28 protein-coding genes and 1 tRNA gene are annotated in these 22,757 nt (G+C 69.3%); 19 read left to right on the top strand and 10 right to left on the bottom strand.

All coding sequences use genetic code 11. From position 1 onward, the window contains the following. The first annotated feature begins 96 nt into the window (after positions 1–96). Together CPCC7001_RS05040 and CPCC7001_RS05045 are read left to right on the top strand one after the other, a co-directional pair. Positions 97–2,520, top strand: a complete 2,424-nt coding sequence (locus CPCC7001_RS05040; RefSeq protein WP_006910881.1) for a glycogen/starch/alpha-glucan phosphorylase — start codon at positions 97–99, stop codon at positions 2,518–2,520. 164 nt (positions 2,521–2,684) lie between these two features. Then, positions 2,685–3,002 carry an RNA-binding protein gene (locus tag CPCC7001_RS05045; protein WP_006911289.1) on the top strand — a complete coding sequence of 106 codons (318 nt, stop codon included), beginning with the start codon at positions 2,685–2,687 and terminating at the stop codon, positions 3,000–3,002. 67 nt (positions 3,003–3,069) lie between these two features. On the opposite strand, the gene CPCC7001_RS05050 is transcribed toward CPCC7001_RS05045, so the two are convergent. The 4 genes from CPCC7001_RS05050 to CPCC7001_RS05060 all read right to left on the bottom strand — a co-directional run bounded on the left by CPCC7001_RS05050 (position 3,070) and on the right by CPCC7001_RS05060 (position 6,972). After that, entirely contained in the window at positions 3,070–3,879 is an 810-nt protein-coding gene (locus tag CPCC7001_RS05050) for an acyl-CoA desaturase (RefSeq protein WP_006911153.1), read from the bottom strand. 126 nt (positions 3,880–4,005) lie between these two features. Next, the gene (locus CPCC7001_RS05055) at positions 4,006–4,461 is read right to left on the bottom strand and encodes a hypothetical protein (RefSeq protein WP_156796682.1); all 456 of its coding nucleotides are present in this window, start codon (positions 4,459–4,461) and stop codon (positions 4,006–4,008) included. Between the two features lie 165 nt (positions 4,462–4,626). Further along, positions 4,627–4,770: a hypothetical protein gene (locus CPCC7001_RS15755; RefSeq protein ID WP_225867175.1), complete on the bottom strand. Its 144-nt coding sequence runs from the start codon at positions 4,768–4,770 to the stop codon at positions 4,627–4,629. 33 nt (positions 4,771–4,803) lie between these two features. Next, positions 4,804–6,972: a glutamine synthetase III gene (locus CPCC7001_RS05060; RefSeq protein WP_006911021.1), complete on the bottom strand. Its 2,169-nt coding sequence runs from the start codon at positions 6,970–6,972 to the stop codon at positions 4,804–4,806. A gap of 435 nt (positions 6,973–7,407) precedes the next feature. Between CPCC7001_RS05060 and CPCC7001_RS05065 the strand changes: the two genes are divergently transcribed. The 8 genes from CPCC7001_RS05065 (at position 7,408) to CPCC7001_RS05100 (ending at position 13,014) form a co-directional block, all read left to right on the top strand. After that, the gene (locus CPCC7001_RS05065; protein WP_006909997.1) at positions 7,408–7,659 is read left to right on the top strand and encodes a DUF2811 domain-containing protein; all 252 of its coding nucleotides are present in this window, start codon (positions 7,408–7,410) and stop codon (positions 7,657–7,659) included. 11 nt (positions 7,660–7,670) lie between these two features. Continuing rightward, complete coding sequence (gene sepF / locus CPCC7001_RS05070) at positions 7,671–7,925, top strand: cell division protein SepF (protein ID WP_225867176.1); 255 nt, start codon at positions 7,671–7,673, stop codon at positions 7,923–7,925. A gap of 9 nt (positions 7,926–7,934) precedes the next feature. Then, a complete protein-coding gene (locus tag CPCC7001_RS05075; RefSeq protein WP_006909434.1) occupies positions 7,935–8,327 on the top strand; it encodes a DoxX family protein in 393 nt (130 codons plus the stop codon). 26 nt (positions 8,328–8,353) lie between these two features. After that, a complete protein-coding gene (locus CPCC7001_RS05080) occupies positions 8,354–9,001 on the top strand; it encodes a sigma-70 family RNA polymerase sigma factor (protein WP_006911321.1) in 648 nt (215 codons plus the stop codon). Further along, positions 9,001–9,720: an anti-sigma factor gene (locus CPCC7001_RS05085; protein ID WP_006911490.1), complete on the top strand. Its 720-nt coding sequence runs from the start codon at positions 9,001–9,003 to the stop codon at positions 9,718–9,720. Before CPCC7001_RS05080 ends, CPCC7001_RS05085 begins: the two co-directional genes overlap by 1 nt. Before the next feature lie 7 nt (positions 9,721–9,727). Beyond that, positions 9,728–10,687, top strand: a complete 960-nt coding sequence (arsS, locus tag CPCC7001_RS05090) for an arsenosugar biosynthesis radical SAM (seleno)protein ArsS (RefSeq protein ID WP_006910122.1) — start codon at positions 9,728–9,730, stop codon at positions 10,685–10,687. 22 nt (positions 10,688–10,709) lie between these two features. Continuing rightward, the gene (locus tag CPCC7001_RS05095; RefSeq protein WP_006909156.1) at positions 10,710–11,816 is read left to right on the top strand and encodes a methyltransferase domain-containing protein; all 1,107 of its coding nucleotides are present in this window, start codon (positions 10,710–10,712) and stop codon (positions 11,814–11,816) included. Between the two features lie 106 nt (positions 11,817–11,922). After that, the gene (locus CPCC7001_RS05100) at positions 11,923–13,014 is read left to right on the top strand and encodes a calcium/sodium antiporter (protein ID WP_006909060.1); all 1,092 of its coding nucleotides are present in this window, start codon (positions 11,923–11,925) and stop codon (positions 13,012–13,014) included. A gap of 111 nt (positions 13,015–13,125) precedes the next feature. Here CPCC7001_RS05100 and CPCC7001_RS05105 read toward each other — a convergent pair. Further along, positions 13,126–13,197: transfer RNA gene (locus CPCC7001_RS05105), tRNA-Lys, on the bottom strand. A 95-nt stretch (positions 13,198–13,292) separates the two neighbouring features. Between CPCC7001_RS05105 and CPCC7001_RS05110 the strand changes: the two genes are divergently transcribed. The 6 genes from CPCC7001_RS05110 (at position 13,293) to CPCC7001_RS05135 (ending at position 18,028) form a co-directional block, all read left to right on the top strand. Next, positions 13,293–13,817, top strand: a complete 525-nt coding sequence (locus CPCC7001_RS05110) for a gamma carbonic anhydrase family protein (protein ID WP_006909335.1) — start codon at positions 13,293–13,295, stop codon at positions 13,815–13,817. 82 nt (positions 13,818–13,899) lie between these two features. Continuing rightward, positions 13,900–14,022, top strand: a complete 123-nt coding sequence (locus CPCC7001_RS05115) for a photosystem II protein Y (RefSeq protein ID WP_006910263.1) — start codon at positions 13,900–13,902, stop codon at positions 14,020–14,022. A gap of 7 nt (positions 14,023–14,029) precedes the next feature. Then, a complete protein-coding gene (trmFO, locus tag CPCC7001_RS05120; protein WP_006909064.1) occupies positions 14,030–15,421 on the top strand; it encodes an FADH(2)-oxidizing methylenetetrahydrofolate--tRNA-(uracil(54)-C(5))-methyltransferase TrmFO in 1,392 nt (463 codons plus the stop codon). 45 nt (positions 15,422–15,466) lie between these two features. Continuing rightward, the gene (gene crtH / locus CPCC7001_RS05125) at positions 15,467–17,047 is read left to right on the top strand and encodes a carotenoid isomerase (RefSeq protein WP_225867177.1); all 1,581 of its coding nucleotides are present in this window, start codon (positions 15,467–15,469) and stop codon (positions 17,045–17,047) included. A gap of 77 nt (positions 17,048–17,124) precedes the next feature. Then, positions 17,125–17,433 carry a hypothetical protein gene (locus CPCC7001_RS05130; protein WP_050757192.1) on the top strand — a complete coding sequence of 103 codons (309 nt, stop codon included), beginning with the start codon at positions 17,125–17,127 and terminating at the stop codon, positions 17,431–17,433. A gap of 85 nt (positions 17,434–17,518) precedes the next feature. Next, positions 17,519–18,028 carry a hypothetical protein gene (locus CPCC7001_RS05135; protein ID WP_043368635.1) on the top strand — a complete coding sequence of 170 codons (510 nt, stop codon included), beginning with the start codon at positions 17,519–17,521 and terminating at the stop codon, positions 18,026–18,028. Here the strand turns inward: CPCC7001_RS05135 and CPCC7001_RS05140 are convergent. Continuing rightward, a complete protein-coding gene (locus CPCC7001_RS05140; protein ID WP_050757072.1) occupies positions 18,025–18,810 on the bottom strand; it encodes a response regulator transcription factor in 786 nt (261 codons plus the stop codon). The two genes, CPCC7001_RS05135 and CPCC7001_RS05140, sit on opposite strands and share 4 nt — an antisense overlap. 323 nt (positions 18,811–19,133) lie before the next feature. On the opposite strand from CPCC7001_RS05140, the gene CPCC7001_RS05145 reads away from it, so the two are divergent. After that, positions 19,134–19,406 (top strand): DUF6761 family protein, encoded by a 273-nt coding sequence (locus CPCC7001_RS05145; protein ID WP_006910503.1) that lies wholly within the window; start codon positions 19,134–19,136, stop codon positions 19,404–19,406. A gap of 64 nt (positions 19,407–19,470) precedes the next feature. On the opposite strand, the gene grxD is transcribed toward CPCC7001_RS05145, so the two are convergent. From grxD to CPCC7001_RS05165, 4 genes are all read right to left on the bottom strand, one after another. Further along, positions 19,471–19,794, bottom strand: coding sequence for a Grx4 family monothiol glutaredoxin (gene grxD, locus CPCC7001_RS05150; protein WP_006911010.1), 324 nt, complete (start codon positions 19,792–19,794; stop codon positions 19,471–19,473). Between the two features lie 4 nt (positions 19,795–19,798). Then, positions 19,799–20,032, bottom strand: coding sequence for a BolA family protein (locus CPCC7001_RS05155; protein WP_006909733.1), 234 nt, complete (start codon positions 20,030–20,032; stop codon positions 19,799–19,801). Positions 20,033–20,075: 43 nt separating this feature from the next. Next, the gene (locus tag CPCC7001_RS05160; protein ID WP_006910569.1) at positions 20,076–20,615 is read right to left on the bottom strand and encodes a hypothetical protein; all 540 of its coding nucleotides are present in this window, start codon (positions 20,613–20,615) and stop codon (positions 20,076–20,078) included. 148 nt (positions 20,616–20,763) lie between these two features. Continuing rightward, positions 20,764–21,567: a 1-acyl-sn-glycerol-3-phosphate acyltransferase gene (locus tag CPCC7001_RS05165; protein WP_006910248.1), complete on the bottom strand. Its 804-nt coding sequence runs from the start codon at positions 21,565–21,567 to the stop codon at positions 20,764–20,766. Between the two features lie 110 nt (positions 21,568–21,677). On the opposite strand from CPCC7001_RS05165, the gene CPCC7001_RS05170 reads away from it, so the two are divergent. Then, complete coding sequence (locus CPCC7001_RS05170) at positions 21,678–22,427, top strand: pyridoxine 5'-phosphate synthase (RefSeq protein ID WP_006910250.1); 750 nt, start codon at positions 21,678–21,680, stop codon at positions 22,425–22,427. Next, the gene (locus CPCC7001_RS05175) at positions 22,424–22,744 is read left to right on the top strand and encodes an MgPME-cyclase complex family protein (protein ID WP_043368638.1); all 321 of its coding nucleotides are present in this window, start codon (positions 22,424–22,426) and stop codon (positions 22,742–22,744) included. The genes CPCC7001_RS05170 and CPCC7001_RS05175 overlap by 4 nt, the downstream gene beginning before the upstream one ends. Positions 22,745–22,757 lie beyond the last annotated feature (13 nt).

Here is a 22,757-nt window from a genome sequence, read left to right on the forward strand (position 1 = left end):
CTTCCCACACACGCCCGGGCCTTTGTAGCCATGCCGACAGCGAGGGGGTGCTAGCCGGCACCAGAACGGAGTCACCCAGCCCGCCCAGCGGCTCCCATGGCCGAATCCAGCACCACCCGCAGCCGCTCCTGCTTCATCCACCGGCCCCTGGCCGAGGAGATGCAGCGGCATCTGTTCTTCAGCCAGGCCAAGGCCCCCTCGCTGGCCACCCGCCACGATCACTACCGCAGCCTGGCCCTGGCCGTGCGGGACCGGCTGCTGCACAACTGGGTGGACACGGCCGAGACCTACACCCGCGCCCAGGTGCGCACGGCGGTGTACCTCTCCGCGGAATACCTGCTGGGCCCCCACCTGGACAACAACCTGGTGAACCTGGGGCTGCGGGACGAAGCTGAGGCGGCCTGCCGTGAGCTGGGGCTCGATCTCGAAGAACTGATCCTGGAGGAACCGGAGCCGGGCCTGGGCAACGGCGGCCTGGGACGGCTGGCGGCCTGTTTCCAGGAGTCGATGGCCACCCTGGAGCTGCCGGCCATCGGCTACGGCATCCGCTACGAGTTCGGCATCTTCCGCCAGCAGATCACCTCCCAGGGCCAGCAGGAAGTCACCGACTCGTGGCTGGCCCAGGGCAATCCGTGGGAGGTGATCCGGCCTGAATGGCGCTACCCGGTGACCATCGGCCAGCACACGGTGATCGGTGTGGCCTACGACACCCCGATCCTGGGCTACGGCGTGCGCACGGCCAACACCCTGCGGCTGTGGGCAGCCGCGGCACCGGAGGAGCTGGATTTCGCCTCGTTCAACGCCGGCGACTACACCAAGGCCGTGCTGCACAAGATGCAGTCGGAGACCCTCTCGAAGGTGCTCTACCCGAACGACGAGATGGACCAGGGCAAGCGCCTGCGCCTCTCGCAGCAGATCTTCTTCGTGAGCTGTTCCCTGCAGGACATGTTCCGCATCCTGCGGGGGCAGGGACTGCCGGCGGATCAGTTCCACACCAAGTTCGCCCTCCAGCTCAACGACACCCACCCGGCCATCGCCGTGGCGGAGCTGATGCGGCTGCTGCTGGATGAGCACCACCTCGACTGGGACACCGCCTGGGGCGTGACCACCGCCAGCCTCAGCTACACCAACCACACCCTGCTGCCCGAAGCCCTCGAGACCTGGGGCGTGGAGCTGTTCCAGCAGTTGCTGCCACGCCACCTCCAGATCATCTACGAGATCAACGCCCGGTTCCTGCGGATGGCGCGCATCCGCTACCCCGGCCAGCCGGAGAAACTCGCCCGCCTCTCCCTGATCGAGGAGGGGCCCCAACGCAAGGTGCGGATGGCCAACCTGGCCGTGGTGGGCTGCCACCGAACCAACGGTGTGGCCGAGCTGCACAGCGATCTGCTGCGGCGCCATGTGCTGGCCGACTTCGCCGAGATCTGGCCGGAGCGCTTCACCAATGTCACCAACGGGGTGACGCCACGCCGCTGGATGGTGGTGGCCAACCCGGGTCTGGCGCACCTGCTGGATGAGGTGATCGGCAGCCAGTGGCGTCGCGACCTCACCCACCTGCAGGACCTGGACCGCCACCGGGAGGACCCGGCCTTCCTGGAGCGCTGGCTGGAGGTGCGGGAAGCCTCGAAGCAGCGGCTCGTGCGCCACATCCACCAGACCCAGGGCCTGCTGCTGGATCCCAGCTCGATCTTCGACGTGCAGGTGAAGCGCATCCATGAGTACAAGCGTCAGCATCTGGCCGCCCTGCACGTGGTGGAGCGCTACCTGCGGCTCCGCAACGGGGAGGACCTGCCGCCGCGCACCGTGATCTTCGGCGGCAAGGCGGCGCCGGGCTATGCCATGGCCAAGCTGATCATCCGGCTGATCGTGGGGATCTCCGAGATCGTGAACATGGATCCGGCCATGGAAGGCCGGCTGCGGGTGGTGTTCCTGCCGAATTTCAGCGTGAGCCTGGGCCAGAAGATCTATCCGGCGGTGGATCTCTCCGAACAGATCTCCACCGCCGGCAAGGAGGCCTCCGGCACCGGCAACATGAAGATGGCCCTCAATGGCGCCCTCACGATCGGCACCCTGGACGGCGCCAACGTGGAGATCCGCGAGAGGGTGGGTCCCGACAACTTCTTCCTATTCGGCCACACGGCCGAGCAGATCGAGGAGTTCGATCGCATGGGCTACCACCCGATGCCCTGGATCGAGAAGGATCCGGTGGTGCGCGAAGCGATCGAGCTGATCGGCGCCGGCCACTTCAGCGAGGGCGACCGCGACCTCTTCTATCCCTTGCTGGCCAACCTCACCAGCCACGATCCGTTCAAGGTGATGGCCGACATCGCCGACTATCGCCAGGCCCAGGACCGGGTGGACGCCTGCTGGCAGGACCCCAGCCGCTGGGCGCAGATGTCGGTGGCCAACACCATGAACTGCGGCTTCTTCTCCAGCGACCGCTCGATCCGGGAGTACGCCGAGCGCATCTGGAAGGTGTCCCCCGTGCCGGTGGAGTCCACCGGCAGCCCCCTGGCCTGACCCTGGTGTCCCCAGGGCGTGGTGTAGGGTGAGAGCGATTCAAGAACCAGTCTTCAGCAGGTTTCTTTCCGAAACGGCGGCTCCAACCAGGATTTGACCACTAGGCCAGCGACTTTCTTCAGGGCGTTCAACGAATCGATTCATAGTTTTCAAGACCAGACTTCATGACCATTTACGTGGGCAACCTCTCGTTCGACGCTGAGGTTGATGACGTTCAGCACCTGTTCTCCGAATACGGTGATGTACGCAAGTGCACCCTGCCCCTGGACCGCGACACCGGACGCAAGCGCGGCTTCGCCTTTGTCGAGATGGCCAACGAGGCCGACGAGACCAAAGCCATCGACGATCTCCAGAACGTCGAGTGGATGGGCCGCAACATCCGGGTCAACAAGGCCGAGCCCCGCACCGGTGGCGGTGGCGGACGCCAGTTCGCCGGCGCCGGTGGTGGCGGCGGTTACGGCGGCGGCGGCAACCGCTGGTGATCACCGGCCTCGCCTGAGAGCCGTTCCGAAGGGCGTTCCCAACAACCCTGAACGCACCAGCCGCCCCTCAAAGGGCGGCTTTTTGCTGGCTGGCACGGGCCATCAGCGCATGATCCGAAGGAACGCGTAGGTTGCTGGCACACCCCAGACGCTGCAAGAGCCTGACGAAGCGATAGGTGGGATCCGGCAGGATCACCGGGGCTCCGTTGCGCACCGTGAACCCCTGCCGCACGGACGCCTGAAAGGCGTGGTGGCAGTTGTGCCACCCCTCGCCCAGGGTGATGAGGGCCACGAAGGCATTGTTGCGGCTGGCATCGCCGGTGCTGAAGGGCTGGTCTCCGGCCAGGTGGGCCAGGGAGTTCACGCTGGCCACGCCATGGAACAGCACGGTGGTGCTGAGGCAGAACGCCCCCAGCCATTCGAGCCCGCCCAGCTGCCAGGAGAGGGCCGCCAGGGCAAGAAACGGCAGGGCGTGGAGCCGGTCGATGCCGCGCAGCACCGGGTCCGCCTCGATGTCGGCCGGCAGGCGGGCCGGGTGGAAGGCGGGGCTCAGCAGCCAGCCGAGCTGGGCGTGCCAGAACCGGGCCCAACCCGGCCGCGGCTGGAGAGGCGAATGGGGGTCTGCGGCGGTGTCCACATGGCGATGGTGGGCCAGGTGGTGGGCCTTCCACCAGCTCGGCCCCATCTGGCCAGAGGAAGCGGCCACCGCCGAGCCGACCCACCACACCAGCCGCGGGGCACGGTAGCTGCCGTGGGTGATCAGGCGGTGGTAGATGGCCGTGGTGGCCAGCATCCTCACCAGATAGAGGAGCAGGGCCCAGGCGGCGGCGGCAAGGCTCAGGCCTGTCCAGAGCAGCAGGCCGCAACCCAGGTGCACCGCGATGATCAGGACAGGCCCGACGCCGTGCAGCAGGCGACGGAGCAGGGGGGGGCGTGGGGTGCCCGCGGAGGGATGGTGCAGCGCAATGTCCTCGCAACGGCCATCCTAGTGAGCCCCGCGGGTTCAGAAGGCCCCGTCCAGCTCCAGGCCCGTGATCACCAGGGCGTGCCGTTGGGGATGGTGGCGGCGGAAGGCACGATCCTCGGCCGCCCTGCGGCAGGTGAGCAGGAACAGGGGCATGGTGATGCCGAAGGTCTCTTCGAACTGACTCACCGTTTCGGCGCTGCGCTGCAACCCGCAGGCCCGGATGGCCTGCGGCAGGGACTGGTGCGGCTCCGAGGTGATCACCGCGAACAGGCGGTTGAGCCGATGGTGCTGCAGCGCCTCGTAGGGAGTCATCCCCCGGGACTGGTCAAAGCAGAAGTCCAGGCATTCCACCGTGATGCCCAGCCTGTCGGCCACGGCGGGCATGGCGATCGGCTGATGGAAGTGCTCCGCGAAGTAGCGCAGCGCCTGACCAACCACCAACCGACTCCGCGCCGGATTGGCGGATGGACAGTCGGAGGGGACCAGACGCATGGGTTCATTCCTGACGCGTGACGCCTGCCTCTGTGTTAGGCAGCAAGGAGAAAGGCCACCAGCTCAGGGGCCTGATGCGGCACAGTTCTCAGCGAGCTGGAACGCCTCGCAACACGGGGCTGTCACAGGACACAACCGGGAGCTTCCCCGACCGGACAGCCGGGCTCAGGGGTCGCGGTCGGGCGTGTCGCTGGGCCGCAGCACCAGCACGACCGCCCCCACCACGATCAGCACGATCAGCACCAGCCCGGCGCCGATGGGGAGCGCCACATCCGGATCCATGGTTCGCTCGGCGGGGTGGTCGTCCACCCCATCCTGCACGAAGCGTCGGGGTGGGCGACGTCAGCGCACGAAGAGCATCTCCTGGTAGGTGGGCAGCGGCCAGAGATCGTCGTCAATCAGCAGCTCCAGTCCATCGGCGGCCTCACGGACGGCGGTCATGGCCGGCAGCAGTCCCTCCACGCAGTGGCGCAGGTGGGCTTCCATGCCGTGGGGATGGCCCTCCATCGCCTGCTCCAGCTGGCGGCAGCTCGCCAGCAGCTTGCCGTTGAGGGCATCGATCTGATGCAGCAGGGTGTCGTCGGGGGAGAGGCCCACCTTCTGCTGGCTCTTGATCGACGTGGCCAGCTGGCCGAGCGCGTCAGCCGCGGCCGGCACGATCTGGGTGCGGGCCATGCGCAGCACCAGGCGGGCCTCCACCTCGATGGCCTGCACGTACTGCTCCGCATACACCTCGAAGCGGCTCTCCAGCTCCAGGGGGGTCAGCACCCCCTGGCGCTCGAACAGGTCACGGATCTCGGGACGCTGCAGCACCGGCAGGGCATCCGCCGAGGTGGGCAGATTCTCCAGACCCCGCTCCTCCACGGCGATCCTGTGCCACTCGGAGGAGTACCCATCGCCACCGAACACCACGGCTCCGTGGCTGTCCATGGTCTGCTTCATCACCACCAGGGCGGCCTCATCGAGGGACTGGCCCGAGGCCATGGCGGCGTCCAGCTGATCGGCCACCCACTGCAGCGAATCGGCCAGGATCGTGTTCAGCACCACGAGCGGACCGGCCACCGACTGGCCGGAGCCCACGGCCCGGAACTCGAAGCGGTTGCCCGTGAAGGCGAAGGGTGAGGTGCGGTTGCGGTCGCCGGGATCCTTGTTGAGATCGGGGAGCGTGTCGATCCCCAGCGACATCAGGGCCGCTTCGGCGGAACCCTGCAGGTTGCCGGAGCGGATCTGGTTGAACACGTCCTCCAGCTGGCTGCCGAGGTACACCGAAATGATCGCGGGGGGTGCCTCGTTGGCACCGAGGCGGTGGTCATTGCTGGCGGTGGCGATGGCGGCACGCATCAGCGGGCCGTAGAGGTGCACACCCCGGATCACGGCGGAGCAGAACAGCAGGAACTGCATGTTCTCGTGGGGCGTGGAGCCGGGGTCGAGCAGATTGCCCTGGGTGGGATTGCCGATCGACCAGTTCACGTGCTTGCCGCTGCCGTTGACGCCGGCGAAGGGCTTCTCGTGCAGCAGGCAGCTGAAACCGTGCTTCTTGGCCGTGGCCTTGAGCACCGTCATCGTGAGCTGCTGGTGGTCGGTGGCCACGTTGGCGGCCTCGAAGAAGGGCGCGATCTCGAACTGGCCCGGTGCCACTTCGTTGTGGCGGGTCTTGGCGGGAATGCCGAGGCGGTAGAGCTGGCGCTCCACGTCCTGCATGAACACCTGCACCCGCTCCGGGATGGCACCGAAGTAGTGGTCGTCGAACTGCTGCCCCTTGGCCGGTGGCGCTCCCACCAGGGTGCGTCCGGCCAGCTGCAGATCGGGCCGCAGGGCCGCGAAGGCGGCATCCACCAGGAAATACTCCTGCTCGGCGCCGCAGCTGGAGTTCACCGGTGCGATCTCGGTTTCCCCCAGCAGGCGCAGCAGCCGCTGGGCCTGCCGGTTCATGGCGGCGTTGGAGCGCAGCAGCGGGGTTTTCTTGTCGAGGGCCTCACCGGTCCAGGACACGAACACCGTGGGGATGCAGAGGGTGACCCCATTGGGGGTCGCCATCAGATAGGCCGGGCTGGTCACGTCCCAGGCGGTGTAGCCGCGGGCCTCGAAGGTGGAGCGGATGCCACCGTTGGGGAAGGAGGACCCATCGGGTTCCCCCTGCACCAGCAGCTTGCCGGTGAACTCGGTGATCGCCACCCCGTCACCCTGGGGAGAGATGAAGCCGTCGTGCTTCTCGGCCGTGAGGTTGGTGAGGGGATAGAAGACGTGGGCGTAGTACAGAGCGCCTCGGCCGGTGGCCCAGTCCTTCATCGCCTGGGCGACGACATCAGCCACCGAGTTGTCGAGCTTGCCGCCGTCCTTGATGCAGCGCTGGATCGACTTGAACACCGTCTTGGGGAGGGCCGATTTCATCTTCTCGAGGGTGAAGACGTCGGCAGCCCAGAGATCCTCCAGGGCGCTGGCGGGCTGGGTCGGCACGGTCGGCCGCGTCAGGATCGTCTGGATGGCCTGGAGCCGTGCGGTGGAAGGCATGGGCTGATGAGGGGTATGGAGATCAGCCAAGCGCCCGACCTGCCCCAGCCAATGGAGCGATTGATACCAGTCGGCGAAGTGAGCGCCCCACGGAGACCGATCCCGATGCCGCTGCGACCGATCACCAATGCTTAGCAATGGGCTTTTCCGCGGCTCTCCGCTGTTTTCCACAGATCGCGCTTCCCTTTTCCACAGCCGCGGCGGCGAGGAGCGCCCCCCCCGGCGGCGCCAGACCCGATCTCCGGGGAAAAGGGGCTTTCCCGTTGACGCCCCGGCGCCTGGGCCCCTGAGCCCGGAAGCTCCGGAAGCCCGCCACGGCAGAACGCCCGTCCGAACTGCAATCTCACCGGTGGTCCCAGCGGGATGCCCCCCGGCTGGCGGTTTTGACGGGGGCAGGGCGGCATGGCGTCATGGGGGGGCAGCGCGACGAACCGAGTGAGCCACGTTCCCGACCACCCCCCCGCCACCGTGTCGGTGGAGAACCAGTTCCCGGAGGACCTGTTCGATGCGATGCGGGACTTCGTGCGCACCCATCCCCAGTGGGACCAGTACCGCCTGATGCAGGCGGCTCTGGCCGGTTTCCTGTTCCAGCACGGCTGCCAGGACCGGGCCGTGGCCAGGCATTACCTCAACGGCCTGTTCCGGCGGGAATCGACCCCCCCGGAACCCGGCACCGCCGCGGCCTGAGCACCATGGGCTTGCAACCATCGTGTCCGGGACCCGAGGTGGTGCTTCTGGAGCCCCGCCAGCTGCATGACTGCCGCGCCGTGATCGAAGCGGTGCGCGCCGGCAAGACCGTGGTGGTGAACCTGGCCGCCATGGCGTCCAGTTCCGGCCAGCGCCTCATCGACCTGGCCTGCGGCGGCATCTCCGCCATGGACGGTCAGGCCCTGCGCCTGGCCGATGCGGTGTTCCTCTTCGCCCCGGCCCTCACCCCCATCCACTCCGCCTGAACGTCGACCATGCCCTCCCGTTTCTCCTGGCTGGATGCCCTCGGCCGCGTGCTCCTCTGCCTGGTGTTCGTGCAATCGCTCCTGGGGAAGCTCAGCGGCTTCGGGGCCGTGGCGGCACGGATGGGCACCATGGGCCTGCCGCTCCCCGAGCTGCTTCTGGCCGGTGCCGTGGTGGCGATGGGGGTGGGCTCGGCCCTGGTGATCAGCGGCTGGCGCCGCGGGCTCGGGGCGGTGCTGCTGCTGGTGTTTCTGGTTCCCGCCACGCTGGTGTTCCACACCGCCCTGGATGATCCCCAGGAACGCATCCAGCTGTTCAAGAACCTGGCCATCATGGGAGGACTGCTGCTGGTGCTCGACCGGGGCGGCGGCAGGTCCGAATCCGATCGGCGCTCCCGCGGGTAGTCGTTCCAGTCCCAGCCATCGCCTCCATGGCCCTCGAGCCGATCCCCCCACCGGCCGGCCGGCTCCGAGACCCAAGCCCTGGTGGTAGGACCCCGGAGGCCGGAGCCGCGGGTGCGGAAGACCTCGCCATCGACCACGGCGATCTGGCGGCCCTCTACGACGCCTACGGTGCGGCGGTCTACCGCCTGGCCCTGCGGCTGTGCCGCAGCAGCCACACGGCCGAGGACCTGGTGCAGGACGTGTTCCTGCGCTACTGGCAGCAGGGCCGCTACGACCCGAAGCGGGGGCCTGTTTTGGCCTACCTGCTGCTGCTCACCCGCTCGATGGCCCTGAACCGGCTGGCCCAGGGGCGCAACCGCTGGCAGATCCTGCAGCGCTGGTCCAGTCAGCTGCTGGCCCCCAGCGAGCCCAGTGCCCAGCACTGGGCCGAACTCAACGACCTGGGGGAGCGGATGCGTCAGGCCCTGGCCCAGATCACCGCCAACCAGCGTCAGGTGCTGGAGCTGGCCTACTACCAGGGCCTGAGCCAGTCGGCCATCGCCGAGCGCCTGGCGATCCCCCTGGGCACGGTGAAAACCCGGTCCCGTCAGGGGCTGCTGGCCCTGCGCCAGCACCTGGTGGATTTCCGAGGCGACGCCGCCGAACCCCTGCCCCTGCCCCGCTCCCGCCCGTGATGCCGAACCCCGATCTGCCTCCTCCGGATCCCGCCACGATCGACGAGCTGCTGGCCGGCCATGCCCTGGGCGATCTCGATGAGGCCGAGCAGACGCTGCTGCGCCGGCACCTGGCCGCCGATCCCAGCCTGCACAGTCGGCTCGAGGAGCTGAGCACCACCCTGCAGCTGCTGCCCCTGGCGCTGCCGGAGCAGACCCTGCCACCGCACCGCCTCCGCGACAAGCTCCTGCGCGGCAGACTCCCCACCCCACGGGAGCCGGGAACCCCGCCGCGCCCCATCTGGGGAAAGCTCGTGATGGCGGCTCTGGCCGGCGGCCTCCTCGTGACGGGCCTGCAGGTGCACCAGCTGCGCCAGCAGCTGGCCCAGAGGGCCGAGCCAGCCCCGACACTGCCGGTGGCGCGGACCCTCACCATGCGGGGGGAAGGAGCGGGCAGCACGGCGAGCGGCCAGGTGGTGGTGCAGTCCGGCCTGGGCTACAACCTCCTCAAGATCAAGGGTCTGCCGTCGCCGCCCCCCGACCACGTGTACCGGCTCTGGGCGGATGTGGACGGCCGCCAGGTGGGCTGTGTGCAGTTCGTTCCCGACGACATGGGGGTGGTGTCGATGCCCATTCCCACCGAGCCCTCCAGCCAGGCGCGACGGCTGAGCATCAGGCTCGAACCGCTGCGCCCCGGGGGCGAGCGACCCCAGGGTCCCCGCGTGCTCACCAGCGTCTGAAGCCCCTGTGACCCAAGCCCCGAGCCTCACGGCCACCTCCTTCCCGCCGCTGCGGCGCCGGGAGCTCGCCTGCCTGCAGGTGAACCTGGGCTACCGCTGCAACCAGAGCTGCAGTCACTGCCATGTGAATGCAGGGCCCACCCGCACCGAGAGCATGGAGGCCGACACGGCCGCCCTGATTCCTGCCGTGCTCCAGGCCCGGGGCCTCACCACACTCGATCTCACCGGTGGCGCGCCGGAGCTCCATCCCCTGTTCCGCTCACTCGTGAGGGAGGCGCGGCAGCTGGGGGTCAGCGTGATCGACCGCTGCAACCTCACGATCCTGAGCGAACCGGGCCAGGAGGATCTGGCCGGCTTTCTGGCCGCCCAGGTGGTGGTGGTGGTGGCCTCGCTGCCCTGCTACTCCGCCGGCAACGTCGATCGCCAGCGGGGCGATGGGGTGTTCGAGCGCAGCATCACGGGCCTGCGGCAACTGAACGCCCTGGGCTACGGCGACCCCGACTCCGGCCTGGAGCTCAACCTGGTGTACAACCCCCAGGGAGCAGCGCTGCCACCGCCCCAGCCCCAGCTGGAGGCCGACTACAAACGGGTGCTGGCGGCCGATTTCGGCATTCGCTTCAACCGCCTGTTCGCCCTGGCCAACATGCCGATCCAGCGCTTCGCCTCAGGCCTGGAACGGGCGGGACAGCTGGAGCCTTACAGGGAGCTGCTGCGCCGGAACCACAGGGACAGCAACCTGGAGGCGGTGATGTGCCGCAGCCTGATCAGCGTGGACTGGCAGGGATACCTCTACGACTGCGACTTCAACCAGATGCTGGCGATGCCCGCCGGCGGCCGCCGCAACCCCCGCCCCCACCTCAGGGACCTGCTGAGTCAGGATCCCAGCGGCATGCCCATCGCGGTGGACGACCACTGCTACGGCTGCACGGCCGGCAGCGGTTCCAGCTGCAGCGGTGCCCTCGGCTGATTCGATCTTCCGTCCGTTCCCCATGGTGTCCACCAGCCCCGACCAGACCAGCCGCGATCAGGCCATCACCAGCCAGGTGCGGGCGTACTACGGCGAGGTGCTGGGCAGCAGCGCCGACCTGCGCACCAGCGCCTGTTGCGACGCCAGCGCCGTGCCGGCGCAGCTGAAGCCCCTCCTGGCCCGGATCCACCCTGAGGTGCTGGAGCGTTACTACGGCTGTGGCCTGGTGGCGCCGCCGCTGCTGGAGGGGCTGCGGGTGCTGGATCTGGGCTGCGGCACCGGCCGCGATGTCTACCTGCTGGCCCAGCTGGTGGGCAGCCGCGGCGAGGTGGTGGGGGTGGACATGACGGCGGAGCAGCTGGCGGTGGCCCGCAGCCACCAGGCCTTCCATGCCGAGCAGTTCGGCTTCGCCAATGTGCACTTCCTGGAGGGCCGGATCGAGGCCCTGGATGCCCTCGAGCTGGAGCCCGCCAGCTTCGACCTGGTGATCTCCAACTGCGTGGTGAACCTCTCCACCGACAAGGCGGCCGTGCTGGAGGGGGTGCGCCGGCTGCTGCGGCCGGGAGGGGAGTTCTATTTCGCCGATGTCTATGCCGATCGGCGGGTGCCGGAGGCCCTGCGCCACGATCCGGTGCTCTACGGCGAATGCCTGGGCGGAGCCCTCTACTGGAACGATTTCCTCCGCCTGAGCCGCCGGGCCGGATTCGCCGATCCCAGGCTGGTGGAGCACAGGCCTCTGGCCATCACCGATCCGCTGCTGGCCGAGCGCACCGGATCGGTGCGGTTCTTCTCGGCCACCTACCGCCTCTTCCACCTCGATGACCTGGAGGATGCCTGCGAAGACCACGGTCAGGCGGTGATCTACCGGGGCACGGTTCCCGGCCATCCCCATGGTTTCCGCCTCGACACCCACCACTGGATGGAAACCGGGCGGGTGTTTCCGGTGTGCGGCAACACCTACCGGATGCTCGCCGACACCCGTTTCGCTCCCCACTTTGACCTCATCGGCGACTTCAGCCGTCATTTCGGACTGTTCCCCGGCTGCGGCGGTGCCCTGCCCTTCCGGAGCAGCACCTCGCTGGAGCAGGAGGAGACCGGGGCGGAATCGGACGGCGGCGGCTGCTGCTGAGGCCGGCGGCGCTGCACGCTCATCCCGATCCGCTGAGACCCTGGTCTCTCCGCAGAATTCCTTGGCCCTTCGTCGATCAGAATCACGGATCTGCTGAAGCGGCCCCGTGTCGTCCTCCCTGGTGAGCGGTGTCCAGATCGTTCTGGGCATTGCTCTGCTCTTCGCTGGTGGAGAGCTGTTTGTGGCCGGGTCCGTCGCTCTCTCGCTGCTGCTGGGGATTCCCCAGATCGTGATCGGCCTCACGGTGGTGTCGCTGGGCACCAGCGCTCCCGAACTGTTCGTGAGCCTGATCTCCACCGTCCAGGGAAACCTGGGTAGCGCCGGCGCCGACAACCTGGCAGTGAGCAACATCGTGGGCAGCAACATCTTCAATGTGCTGGTGGTGCTCGGCCTCAGCGCGGTGATCGTGCCGCTGCGGGTGCGCAGCAGGCTGGTGCGGCGTGATGTGCCGCTGCTGCTGGGGGTGTCAATGGCGGTATGGGGCATGGCCTCCACCGGGCGGCTCACGTGGCAGGCCGGAACGGCGCTGCTGTTGGCCACCCTGATGAACCTGGTGTGGGAGATGCGCACCGCCCGCGAGAACCCCGATGAGGGCAATGAGATCAACGGGGGTGACGCCAGCCCCGCTCCTGTGGCAGCCGTCAAGCTGGCCGCCGGCCTGGCCCTGCTGGTTGGCGGCTCCCAGCTGCTGGTGGCGGGTGCCACCACCGCCGCCCTCGCCTTCGGGGTGAGCACCACGGTGATCGGCCTGACCGTGGTGGCCGCCGGCACCTCGATGCCGGAACTGGTCACCTCCGTGGTGGCGGCCTACCGGGGCAAGGCGGATCTGGCCATCGGCAACGTGATCGGCAGCAACCTGCTCAACCAGCTGGTGATCCTGGGGATCTGCGCGGTGGTGTCCGGGCCGCGGGGCCTGGAGGTGGACGCCGTGATGATCCAGCGCGACCTTCCGATCATGGTGCTCACCACGCTCGCCTGCCTGCCGATCTTCTGGAGCCATGGGGTGATCAGCCGCCTGGAGGGGGGCGTGCTGCTGCTCCTCTATGGGGTGTATCTGGTGGAGCAGCTGCTGCTGAGCACGGCGCCCTCCCTACTGGGGGACTTCCGGCTGATCACCCTGCTGGTGGTGGTGCCCGCCGTGCTGGTGGTGCTGGCCTGGCAGGTGATCGCCTGGCGCCAGCGGCGGCCCGAGGCTTGAACGTTCGCCGAAGCCGGAGCTCTCAGTGCGCGGGTCAACGCACCGTTCAGTGCGCGGGGCAATGCACCATGTGCGGCGATGGTCAGTTCCCTGAGCAGTGCACTGTGCTGATGGGTCGCCTGAGATTCGAACTCAGGACCAATCGGTTAAAAGCCGAGTGCTCTACCGCTGAGCTAGCGACCCGCGCCCATTGGGCACCCATGGAAGGTATCACCCCGCCATCACCTCCTCCAAGCGGGGCGGGAGCCCGGGAGAATGGAGGCCACTAGGCCCCGCCGATGGCGCCCTTCCCCTGGCCCGACCCGCAGATCCATCCCGACGCCTGGGTGGCCGCCAGCGCGGTGGTGATCGGCGCAGTGGAGCTGGCGGCCGGCGCCAGCCTCTGGCCCACGGCCGTGGCCCGGGGCGATGTCTGCCCGATCCGGATCGGCGCGGGCAGCAACGTGCAGGACGGCGCCGTGCTGCACGGCGATCCGGACCAGCCCGTGACCATCGGCGTGGACGTGACCATCGGCCATCGGGCCGTGATCCATGGCGCCACCCTCGAGGACGGCTGCCTGATCGGCATCGGCGCGGTGGTGCTCAACGGCGTCACCGTGGGGGAGGGGGCCCTGGTGGGGGCTGGATCGGTGGTGACCCGGGACGTGCCGCCCGGAGCCCTGGTGATGGGAACGCCGGCAGCCGTGAAACGGCAACTCTCCCCGGAAGCGATCGCCGGCCAGCGCGAGCACGCCCGCCGCTACCGGCAACTGGCGATGGTCCACGCCGGCCGCGGGGAAGCCGATCAGCGGCCCTGGATCTAACAAACCCATGCAGACCAGCCCCTCGCCTGCTCTGGCGCGGGGCGCGGTCCGTAAGATCGCCACACTTCCTTCTTGCCCTCCCATGGACGCACGGCTGGTGCTGGTTGCCGCTCCGATCCTGCTCGCTGCCGCCTGGGCTGTGTTCCACATCGGCCGCGCCGCCGTGGGTCAGCTGCAGCTGATGATCAAGCGCGCCCGCGCCTGAGTCCGCCTTGACCCTTCTGGTGATAGGTGCCGGCCTGGCCGGCACCGAGGCGGCCTGGCAGATCGCACAATCCGGTCTGCCGGTGCGGCTGGTGGAGATGCGACCGGTGCGGCGCTCACCGGCCCACCACAGCGGCGAATTCGCCGAGCTGGTGTGCAGCAACAGCTTCGGTGCCCTCAGCAGCGACCGCGCCGCCGGCCTGCTGCAGCAGGAGCTGCGCAGCCTCGGCTCCTTGGTGATCGGCACCGCCGACCACCATGCCGTGCCGGCCGGTGGTGCCCTGGCCGTGGACCGGGGCCGCTACAGCGCCGCCCTCACCGAGGCGCTCGAACGGCATCCGCTGGTGACCGTGGAGCGGCGCGAGCAGACAGGGCTTCCCGCTGCCGACCAGATCGCGGTGCTGGCCACGGGTCCCCTCACCAGCGAACCCCTCGCCGAGCAGCTGCGGGCCTTCACCGGCCGCGCCGACTGCCACTTCTTCGATGCGGCGAGCCCGATCGTGGAGGGCGACAGCATCGATCTGGGCGTCGCCTTCCGCGCCTCCCGCTACGACAAGGGCGACGCCGACTACATCAACTGTCCGATGGGTCGGGAGCAGTACCTCGCCTTCCGCGCCGCGCTGCTGGCGGCCGAGCAGGCCGAACTCAAGGACTTCGAGAAGGAGAGTGCCAGCTTCTTCGAGGGGTGCCTGCCGATCGAGGAGCTGGCCCGCCGCGGCGAGGACACCATGCGCTACGGCCCGCTCAAGCCGATCGGCCTCTGGGACCCCCGCTGGGGCGACGTGAACGACCGGGAGGTGCGCCGGGCCCGCCGGGCCTACGCCGTGGTGCAGCTCCGCCAGGAGGACAAGGACGGCCGGCTCTGGAACCTGGTGGGCTTTCAGACCAACCTCAAATGGGGCGAGCAGAAGCGCGTGCTGCGGATGATTCCGGGGCTGGAGCAGGCGGAGTTCGTGCGTTTCGGGGTGATGCACCGCAACACCTTCCTGGAGGCGCCGCAGCTGCTCGATCCCACCCTGCAGTTCCGCCGCAGACCCACCCTGCTGGCGGCGGGCCAGATCACCGGCACCGAGGGCTACGCCGCAGCCGTGGCCGGCGGCTGGCTCGCCGGCACCAACGCCGCCCGCCTGGCCCGCGGCCTGGAGCCGCTCACCCTGCCGCCCACCACGATGATGGGCGCCCTCGCCCACTTCATCGCCGAAGCCCCCTCCGGCAGGTTCCAGCCGATGCCGCCCAACTTCGGCCTGCTGCCGGAGCTGCCCGAGCGGATCCGCGACAAGCGCCGCCGCTACGGCGCCTACCGCGATCGGGCCCTGGCGGATCTGGACGCCTGGCGCCGGCACCACGGCGAGGCGCAACCCGCCCCCAGCGAGGCCCCCGTTCCGGTCGGCACGCCCTAGGCGCCCCCTAACTTCGGTGCACCCCCACCCCTTCGAGCGCCCGCGGTGACCCTCGCCCCCTCCCCTGTCGACGCGCCTGCCGCTCATCACCAAGGGCCCTGGGATGTGATCGTGATCGGCGCCGGCATCGGCGGCCTGGTCACAGCCAGCCAGCTGGCCGCCAAGGGGGCGACGGTGCTGGTGCTGGAGCGCTACCTGATCCCGGGGGGCAGCGGCGGCAGCTTCCGGCGCGAGGGCTACACCTTCGATGTGGGCGCCTCGATGATCTTCGGCTTCGGCACCCAGGGCCACACCAACCTGCTCACCCGCGCCCTGGCCGACCTGGGCGAACACTGCGACACGATTCCGGATCCGGCCCAGCTGGCCTACCACCTGCCCGGCGGGCTGGAGGTGGCGGTGGACCGCGATTACGAACGGTTCATCGCCGATCTCACCGCCCTCTTTCCCCATGAGGCGCGCGGCATCCGGGCCTTCTACGACACCTGCTGGCAGGTGTTCCGCTGCCTCGATGCGATGCCGTTGCTGTCGCTGGAGGATCCGGCCTACCTGGCCAAGGTGTTCTTCCGGGCACCGCTGGCCTGCCTGGGCCTGGCCCGCTGGCTGCCGGTGAATGTGGGGTCGGTGGCGCGGCAGCACATCCGCGATGAGCGGCTGCTGAAGTTCATCGACATGGAGTGCTTCTGCTGGTCGGTGATGCCGGCGGACCGCACACCGATGATCAATGCCGGCATGGTGTTCTCCGATCGCCACGCCGGCGGCATCAACTACCCCCGTGGTGGCGTGGGCACGATCGCCGAGAAGCTGGTGGCGGGGCTGGAACGCCATGGGGGCAGCATCCGCTACCGATCCCGGGTGACCCGGGTGCTGGTGGAGCAGGGCCACGCCGTGGGGGTGGAGCTGGCCAGTGGTGAGCAGCTCCACGCCCGGCGGGTGGTGAGCAACGCCACCCGCTGGGACACCTTCAGCGGCGAGGACTCACCGCGCAGCTCCCTCGTGGACGCGGCCCACACCCCTGCCGCGGAGGCCACCTGGCGGCGGCGCTACCGGCCCTCCTCCTCGTTCCTCTCGCTGCACCTGGGCATCGACGCCGCCTTGGTGCCCGAGGGGTTCCACTGCCACCACCTGCTGCTGGAGCGCTGGGAGGAAATGGAGGCGGAGCAGGGGGTGGTGTTCGTGTCGATGCCCACCCTGCTGGATCCATCTCTGGCCCCCGAGGGGCGCCACATCCTTCACACCTTCACCCCCAGCGCCATGGAGGACTGGAAGGATCTCGGCCCCAGCGCCTACGCCGCCAAGAAGGAGGCCGACGCCGCCCGGCTGATCCAGCGGCTGGAGGCTCTGCTGCCCGGGCTGCAGGGGGCGATCCGCCATCGGGATGTGGGGACCCCCCGCACCCACCGCCGCTTCCTCGGCCGCAGCGGCGGCAGCTACGGACCGATCCCAGCCCTGAACCTGCCCGGACTGCTGCCGATGCCCTTCAACCGCACCGGTCTGCCCGGCCTCTACTGCGTGGGGGATTCCTGCTTTCCGGGCCAGGGGCTCAATGCGGTGGCCTTCAGTGGCTTCGCCTGCGCCCATCGCATCGGCGCCGATCTGGGGCTCAATCCCTGGGCCCTGCCCGCCTGAGGGCGACAACGGCAGCGTCCTGGCTTCACGTTCACCCTGCGGCCCTTCATAACGTGGTGTCCTTCAGCCCCGTTCCGATGGCCAGTGGTTCCGCCAACGTTCCCGAGCCGAGCCCACTGCCCAGCTCCCGGGAGCTGGCCTTCTACCTGGATCAGCGCGGTGGGATCGGTAAGCCCTGGCTGCTGCAGCTGCTGCGCCTCGCCAAGCTGAAGGAATCCAAGGACGACCTACCGCCCGAGGAGTATCTCGAACGGCTGCAGGAAGCCCACGCGGACCTGATGCGGCTGGGCGAGTTCTGGAAGGGCCGCGAACAGGAGGTGTTCGGAGGCCGCTACCAGCCCTCGGCCGTGGTGGAACCCCTGCCCGGCTCCCCCGAGGACCGCTGATCCGCTTCCCACCATGACGCCGTCACCGGCCTCCACGCCCCTCGCCAGCCCGGACCGGGCCGAGCAGGAAAGCCGGCGATACCCGATGGCTCCGCTCATCCGGGGCACCCTGCTGACGCTGTATCTGGCTCTGGTGATCCCCCTGCCGGCCCTGGCGCCCGCGGGCAGCAGCCGCATGCTGCTGCTGGGGGCCCTCACGCTCGGCCTGGTGCTGGTGCTCGCCCTCACCAGCGAGCAGGTGGAAGTGGATCGCGAGGGCCTGCGGGTGGGGCATCCACCCTGGTGCCGCCCCTGGCTGCGGCGGGGCTGGCATCTGCCCTGGCACACCATCAGCGGTCTCACCCCGGTGACCACCAGCCAGGGCGGGCGGGTGTACTACGTGCGCGGGCAGGACGGATCGGCCTGGCTGCTGCCGCAACGGGTAGCCCGTTTCGACGACTTCCTGGGCCGGTTCGCCAGTGCCAGCGGACTGTCGGTGGAGGGGATCGGCCGGATCAGCCCGCCCTGGACCTACCAGCTGCTGGCCGTGCTCAGCGGACTGATGCTGGCCCTTGAACTGGCCTGGGCGTCAGGAATCCTGAAGCCCCCCAGCTAGGCCACCGAGTTGATCGGATTGCCGGGGTTGCCCATCTGCAGCAGCTCTCCATTGCCTGGAGCCACCTCGGGAAGGGTGTCGAGGCTGAACCGGTAGCCCTGCTGGCGCACCGTGTCGATGCCCCCGCCTTCCCCCAGGCCGGCCTGTTCGAGCTTGCGGCGCAACGTGAGCACCTGGGTATCGACCGACCGGGGCCCGCCACTGAACGGGGGCCAGGCCATGCGCAGCAGTTCCTGGCGGCTGCGGACCACGCCAGGGGGCATCAGCAGGGCGCAGAGCAGCGCGAACTCCCGGGGGCTCAGCTCCACCGGCTGGTCGCGTAGGGTCACCTGCCGCAGCAGCAGATGCACCTCCAGCGGACCAACACACACCCTCTCCTGCAGGCCGGTGGCGCTGCGTCGCAGCAGGGTGCGGCAGCGGGCGGCCAGTTCCTCCAGCCCGAAGGGCTTGCGCAGCACGTCATCGGCGCCCGCATCGAGAAGGGTCACCACCGGTTCGGAGCCGGTGCGGGCCGTGAGCACCATCACCGGGCATCGCAGCTGACTGGCGAGACGGAGGGCGCTGCTCTCATCGAGCAGTTCGGCGCTGATCAGCAGATCGGGGGATTGGTCCCGGCACACCTCCAGAGCCTCGGTGGCGCTGGCCACGGCCGCGGCCAGGTGGCCATCCTGACGAAGACGCTGGGCCAGCACCGTGCGGAGCGTGGCGTGGGGGTCGACCACCAGCACACGCTTGGCCAGGTCTGGGGCAGGCTGCGGCGAAGGGGGTGGTTGGGCTGGCACCGTGGCGTGGGGTGGCGTGGGTCTGAGCCCCGATTCAACCCAAACTAACGGCCCTGCGGGACTTTCACCGGTATCGGTCGATGCGGTCAGGTTCGCGGCGGACAGTTTGGCCTGCGGCCGCGGGCAGGGAAGCGACGCTCCGAGGCCCTTCTGCTCGGGGGATCAGCCCCTCTGGTCCGCTTGTCCCGTGCCGTGATTTCTTCACGTGTTTCCTCCCGATGTACCGTCCATGGAGGCCCCCGGGTTCGGGGACCACGGTTCGGTCGCCAGCGGCGCAATCCGCCGGCATCATGGCCACAATGGTTGCAGGGTCACCCCCCACCATGACCGCGCTCCAGCATCCCGACGCCATCCGCCACTTCCAGTCGCTGTGCGATGCCTGCCAGGAGCTGGCCCATCGCTACCACAGCCCGGCGGACATGCGCCTGTATGCCGACGGCTACCTGCACGCCCTGCGCCGCACCGCCGTGCTCGACCCGATCGCCCAGCGTCGGCTCGAGGAGCTGGTGGAGCGCTGGATCATGGATCCCTCCAGCTTCATCGGCGCCAACGGCGACCCCCGCACCCTCTACGAGAGCGAAACGGGCCGCCATTGAGGCGACCCGCCCCTGATCGAGGCGACGCGCCCCGGGAGCATGCCCGCAACCGCATGGCTGCCGCTCAGCTGGCGAGGGCCACTTCCAGTTGTTCGCGCAGTTCGCCGGAGTTGTACATCTCGATCAGGATGTCCGAGCCTCCGATGAACTCACCCTTCAGGTACACCTGGGGGATGGTGGGCCATTCCGAGTACTCCTTGATGCCCTGACGGATCTCCGGATCGCTCAGCACATCGAACGTGTCGAAGGGAACGCCCAGGGCGTTGAGGATCTGGACCACGTTGTTCGAGAAGCCGCACTGCGGCATCAGCTTGGTGCCCTTCATGAACACCATGATCGGGCTGCTGGAAACGAGGGCGTCGATGCGCTGCTTGACGGATGCGTCCATGGGATCAGCTGGGGGTTGACGTTTGCAGGGCCAGGGCATGGATGGCCTCGCTGGCCAGTTCCTGGCGCAGGGCGCCGTACACGAGCTGGTGCTGCCGGATGCGGGTCAGCCCGGCAAACGCACTCGACACCACCGTCACCTGCAGATGATCACCACCGCCGGTGAGATCCTCCACATCGATGAGAGCGTCCGGCATGGCGCGCTGGATGGCGGCCTTGACCTGGTCAGGTTGCACCATCGGGGTGTGAACGGGACGGGCGGAATCTAGGGGGTGGTGGCGATCATCGGGTCGCCGCGGCCTGCCCGGCGGTGTAAGGGGTGGTGGCGAACCCGATCTCCACCAGCATCTGGTAGGCCTTGCGGCCTTCCTCGGTGGCCGGGGTCATCACCTTCACCACCTCCACCAGGAGGGGGACGGCCACTTCGGGCTCGTTCTGGCGGCGGAAGAGGGCGGCCAGCCGGAGGTTGGTCTGGGCCAGGAGTTCGAGGGCCTGACGACCCTTCTGATCCATTTCCCGGGGGATGCGGGCATCGAGGCCCCGGAAGGAACCGCTGAGGTCGCGGTAGAAGCCCAGCAGGCGGCGGCAGTAGTCGCGGGCCAGGTCGTACTGACGGCGAGCCTCGGGCAGGTTGCCGCTGGCGGCGGCGGCGTCGCCCTGGGCGAGCAGGCGGCGGGCCGCCTCCAGGCTGATCGGGCTCTGGGTGGCGGCGACGGTCTGCGCCGCCTCCTCCTGGGCCAGGGCCGGCAGGCCAGCGGCGGGGGCGAGAACAGCCAGGGCGGCCAGGGCGGTTCCGCACAGACGGCGGGAGGGCCTACGCACAGCAGATCGGACCATGAGGGCAAGACTCTAGAGGGACTGGGAGGGACCGCTTCTGGGCGCTGAAGCGGGAGCGCGGCAGGGAGCGTGCGGCCAGGACTGGGGCCTCGAGGCCCCCCAACGCCAGCTCCCCAGAGCCCGACGAGAAGGCCTATCCGGAGGGCACCGGGGGATCGCCGTCCGGCGCGAGCGAAGCCGTGGCCCGGGCCTCGAGCAGGGTGAGGGCAGCGGCCAGGTCCTGGGTGAACGCCTGGGCCGCATCCCTCCCCTCCCCCTGAATCCACATCGGGGCTCCGAAGTGAACGGCCGCCCGGTCACAGGGGCGGGGGGAGGGATGGGTGTAGGCCAGCCCCACCGGAACCACCGGCACGGACACCCCACGCCCGGCCGCGAGCAGGGCCAGCCGGGCCAGACCCTGGTGGAGACGGAGCGGCCCCTGCTCGCGGCGGATGCGGCCTTCGGGGAAGACCACCAGCTGCTCTCCGGCCGCCAACAGGTCCACGGCATAGCGCAGGCTCGCCAGGGACGGCCTGGCCTGGTTCACGGGGAAACAGCCGAGCCGCTGCAGGAACCAGCCCTGCAGGCTGCGCATCTCGTCGATGGTGACCATGAAGCGGCAGTCGCGGCCGGTGACGCGTCGGCCGGCCGCATGGGGCAGCAACAGGGCATCCCAGCGGGCCTTGTGGGTGGGGGCGAGCAGCACCGGGCCTGCCGCGGGCAGCAGCTCCCGGCCCTCCACCTGGATCGAGCGAAACCAGAGGGGCAGCACCAGATCCTGGGTGGTGACCATGGCCAGCGGGGCCAGCCAGGGGCTGATGCCGCGGCACACCTGCGCCTCCCGCGGACTGGTGCCGGCCAGGGCCGACCCCGGCCTGTCGCCAGGCGCGGCACTCCGGCCATCGCCCTCCGCCTCCGGCTGGGCCATCGGCGCCGTTCGCTCCCCGATCAAGGTCATGGGGCAAACGCTACGGAGCCCAGCCGCGTTCACACCGCCGCGGCGGGCAGTTGACCCTGCGGCCCACCGGGTGCCGCTCCATAGGATCCGGCAGGCCTTCTTCACCCGCCATGGCCAGCCTCGGGGTCAACATCGATCACATCGCCAACGTGCGCCAGGCCCGGCGCACCGTGGAGCCCGACCCGGTGACCTACGCCCTGCTGGCGGAGCTGGGCGGCGCCGACGGCATCACCGTGCACCTGCGCGAGGACCGGCGTCACATCCAGGAGCGGGACGTGGAGCTGCTGCGGCAGACCGTGCGCAGCCGGCTCAACCTCGAGATGGCCGCCACCGCCGAGATGGAGGCGATCGCCCTGCGCCTGCGGCCCGACATGGTGACCCTGGTGCCGGAGAAGCGGGAGGAGGTGACCACCGAGGGGGGGCTGGACGTGGCGGCCCAGACCGGCCCCCTCACCGCGATGGTGACGCGCCTGCAGCAGGCGGGCATCGGCGTGAGCCTGTTCGTGGATCCGGCCGCCGCCCAGCTGGAGGCCTGCCGGGCCATCGGCGCCCGCTGGGTGGAGCTGCACACCGGGGCCTATGCCGAGGCCGACTGGCAGAGGCAGAGCGACGAACTCGCCCGGCTCACCGAGGGCAGCTTCATCGCCCGCAGCCTCGGTCTGCGGGTGAATGCCGGCCATGGCCTCACCTACCAGAACGTGGAGCCGGTGGCGGCGATCGAGGGCATGGAGGAGCTCAACATCGGCCACACGATCGTGGCCCGCGCCCTCGCCGTGGGCCTCGAGCAGGCGGTGCGGGAGATGAAGGTGCTGGTTCAGAATCCCCGCCGCGACCCCCTGTTCGGCAGCCTGCAGCCATGACCACCTACCACTTCGTTGCCGCCAGCGAGCCGTTCCTCACCGTGGAGGAGCCGCTGGAGGAGGTGCTGCGGGAGCGGGTGCGGAACTACGGCGAGAAGGGCAAGGCGATCGACTTCTGGCTCGTGCGCCGGCCCGCCTTTCTGGAGGCGCCGGCCCTCGCGGCCGACAGTGCCTCGGTGCCCAGACCGGCGGCGGCGGTGGTGTCCACCGACGAGAAGTTCATCACCTTTCTGAAGCTGCGCCTGGAGTTCGTGCTGGTGGGCCGCTTCGAGAGTCCGAGTGAGGCCATCCCCGATGCCCTCGCCAGCCTGGACTGAGGTCCGGGGACTC

The sequence above is a fragment of the Cyanobium sp. PCC 7001 genome (genome assembly GCF_000155635.1).
Lineage (GTDB): Bacteria > Cyanobacteriota > Cyanobacteriia > PCC-6307 > Cyanobiaceae > NIES-981.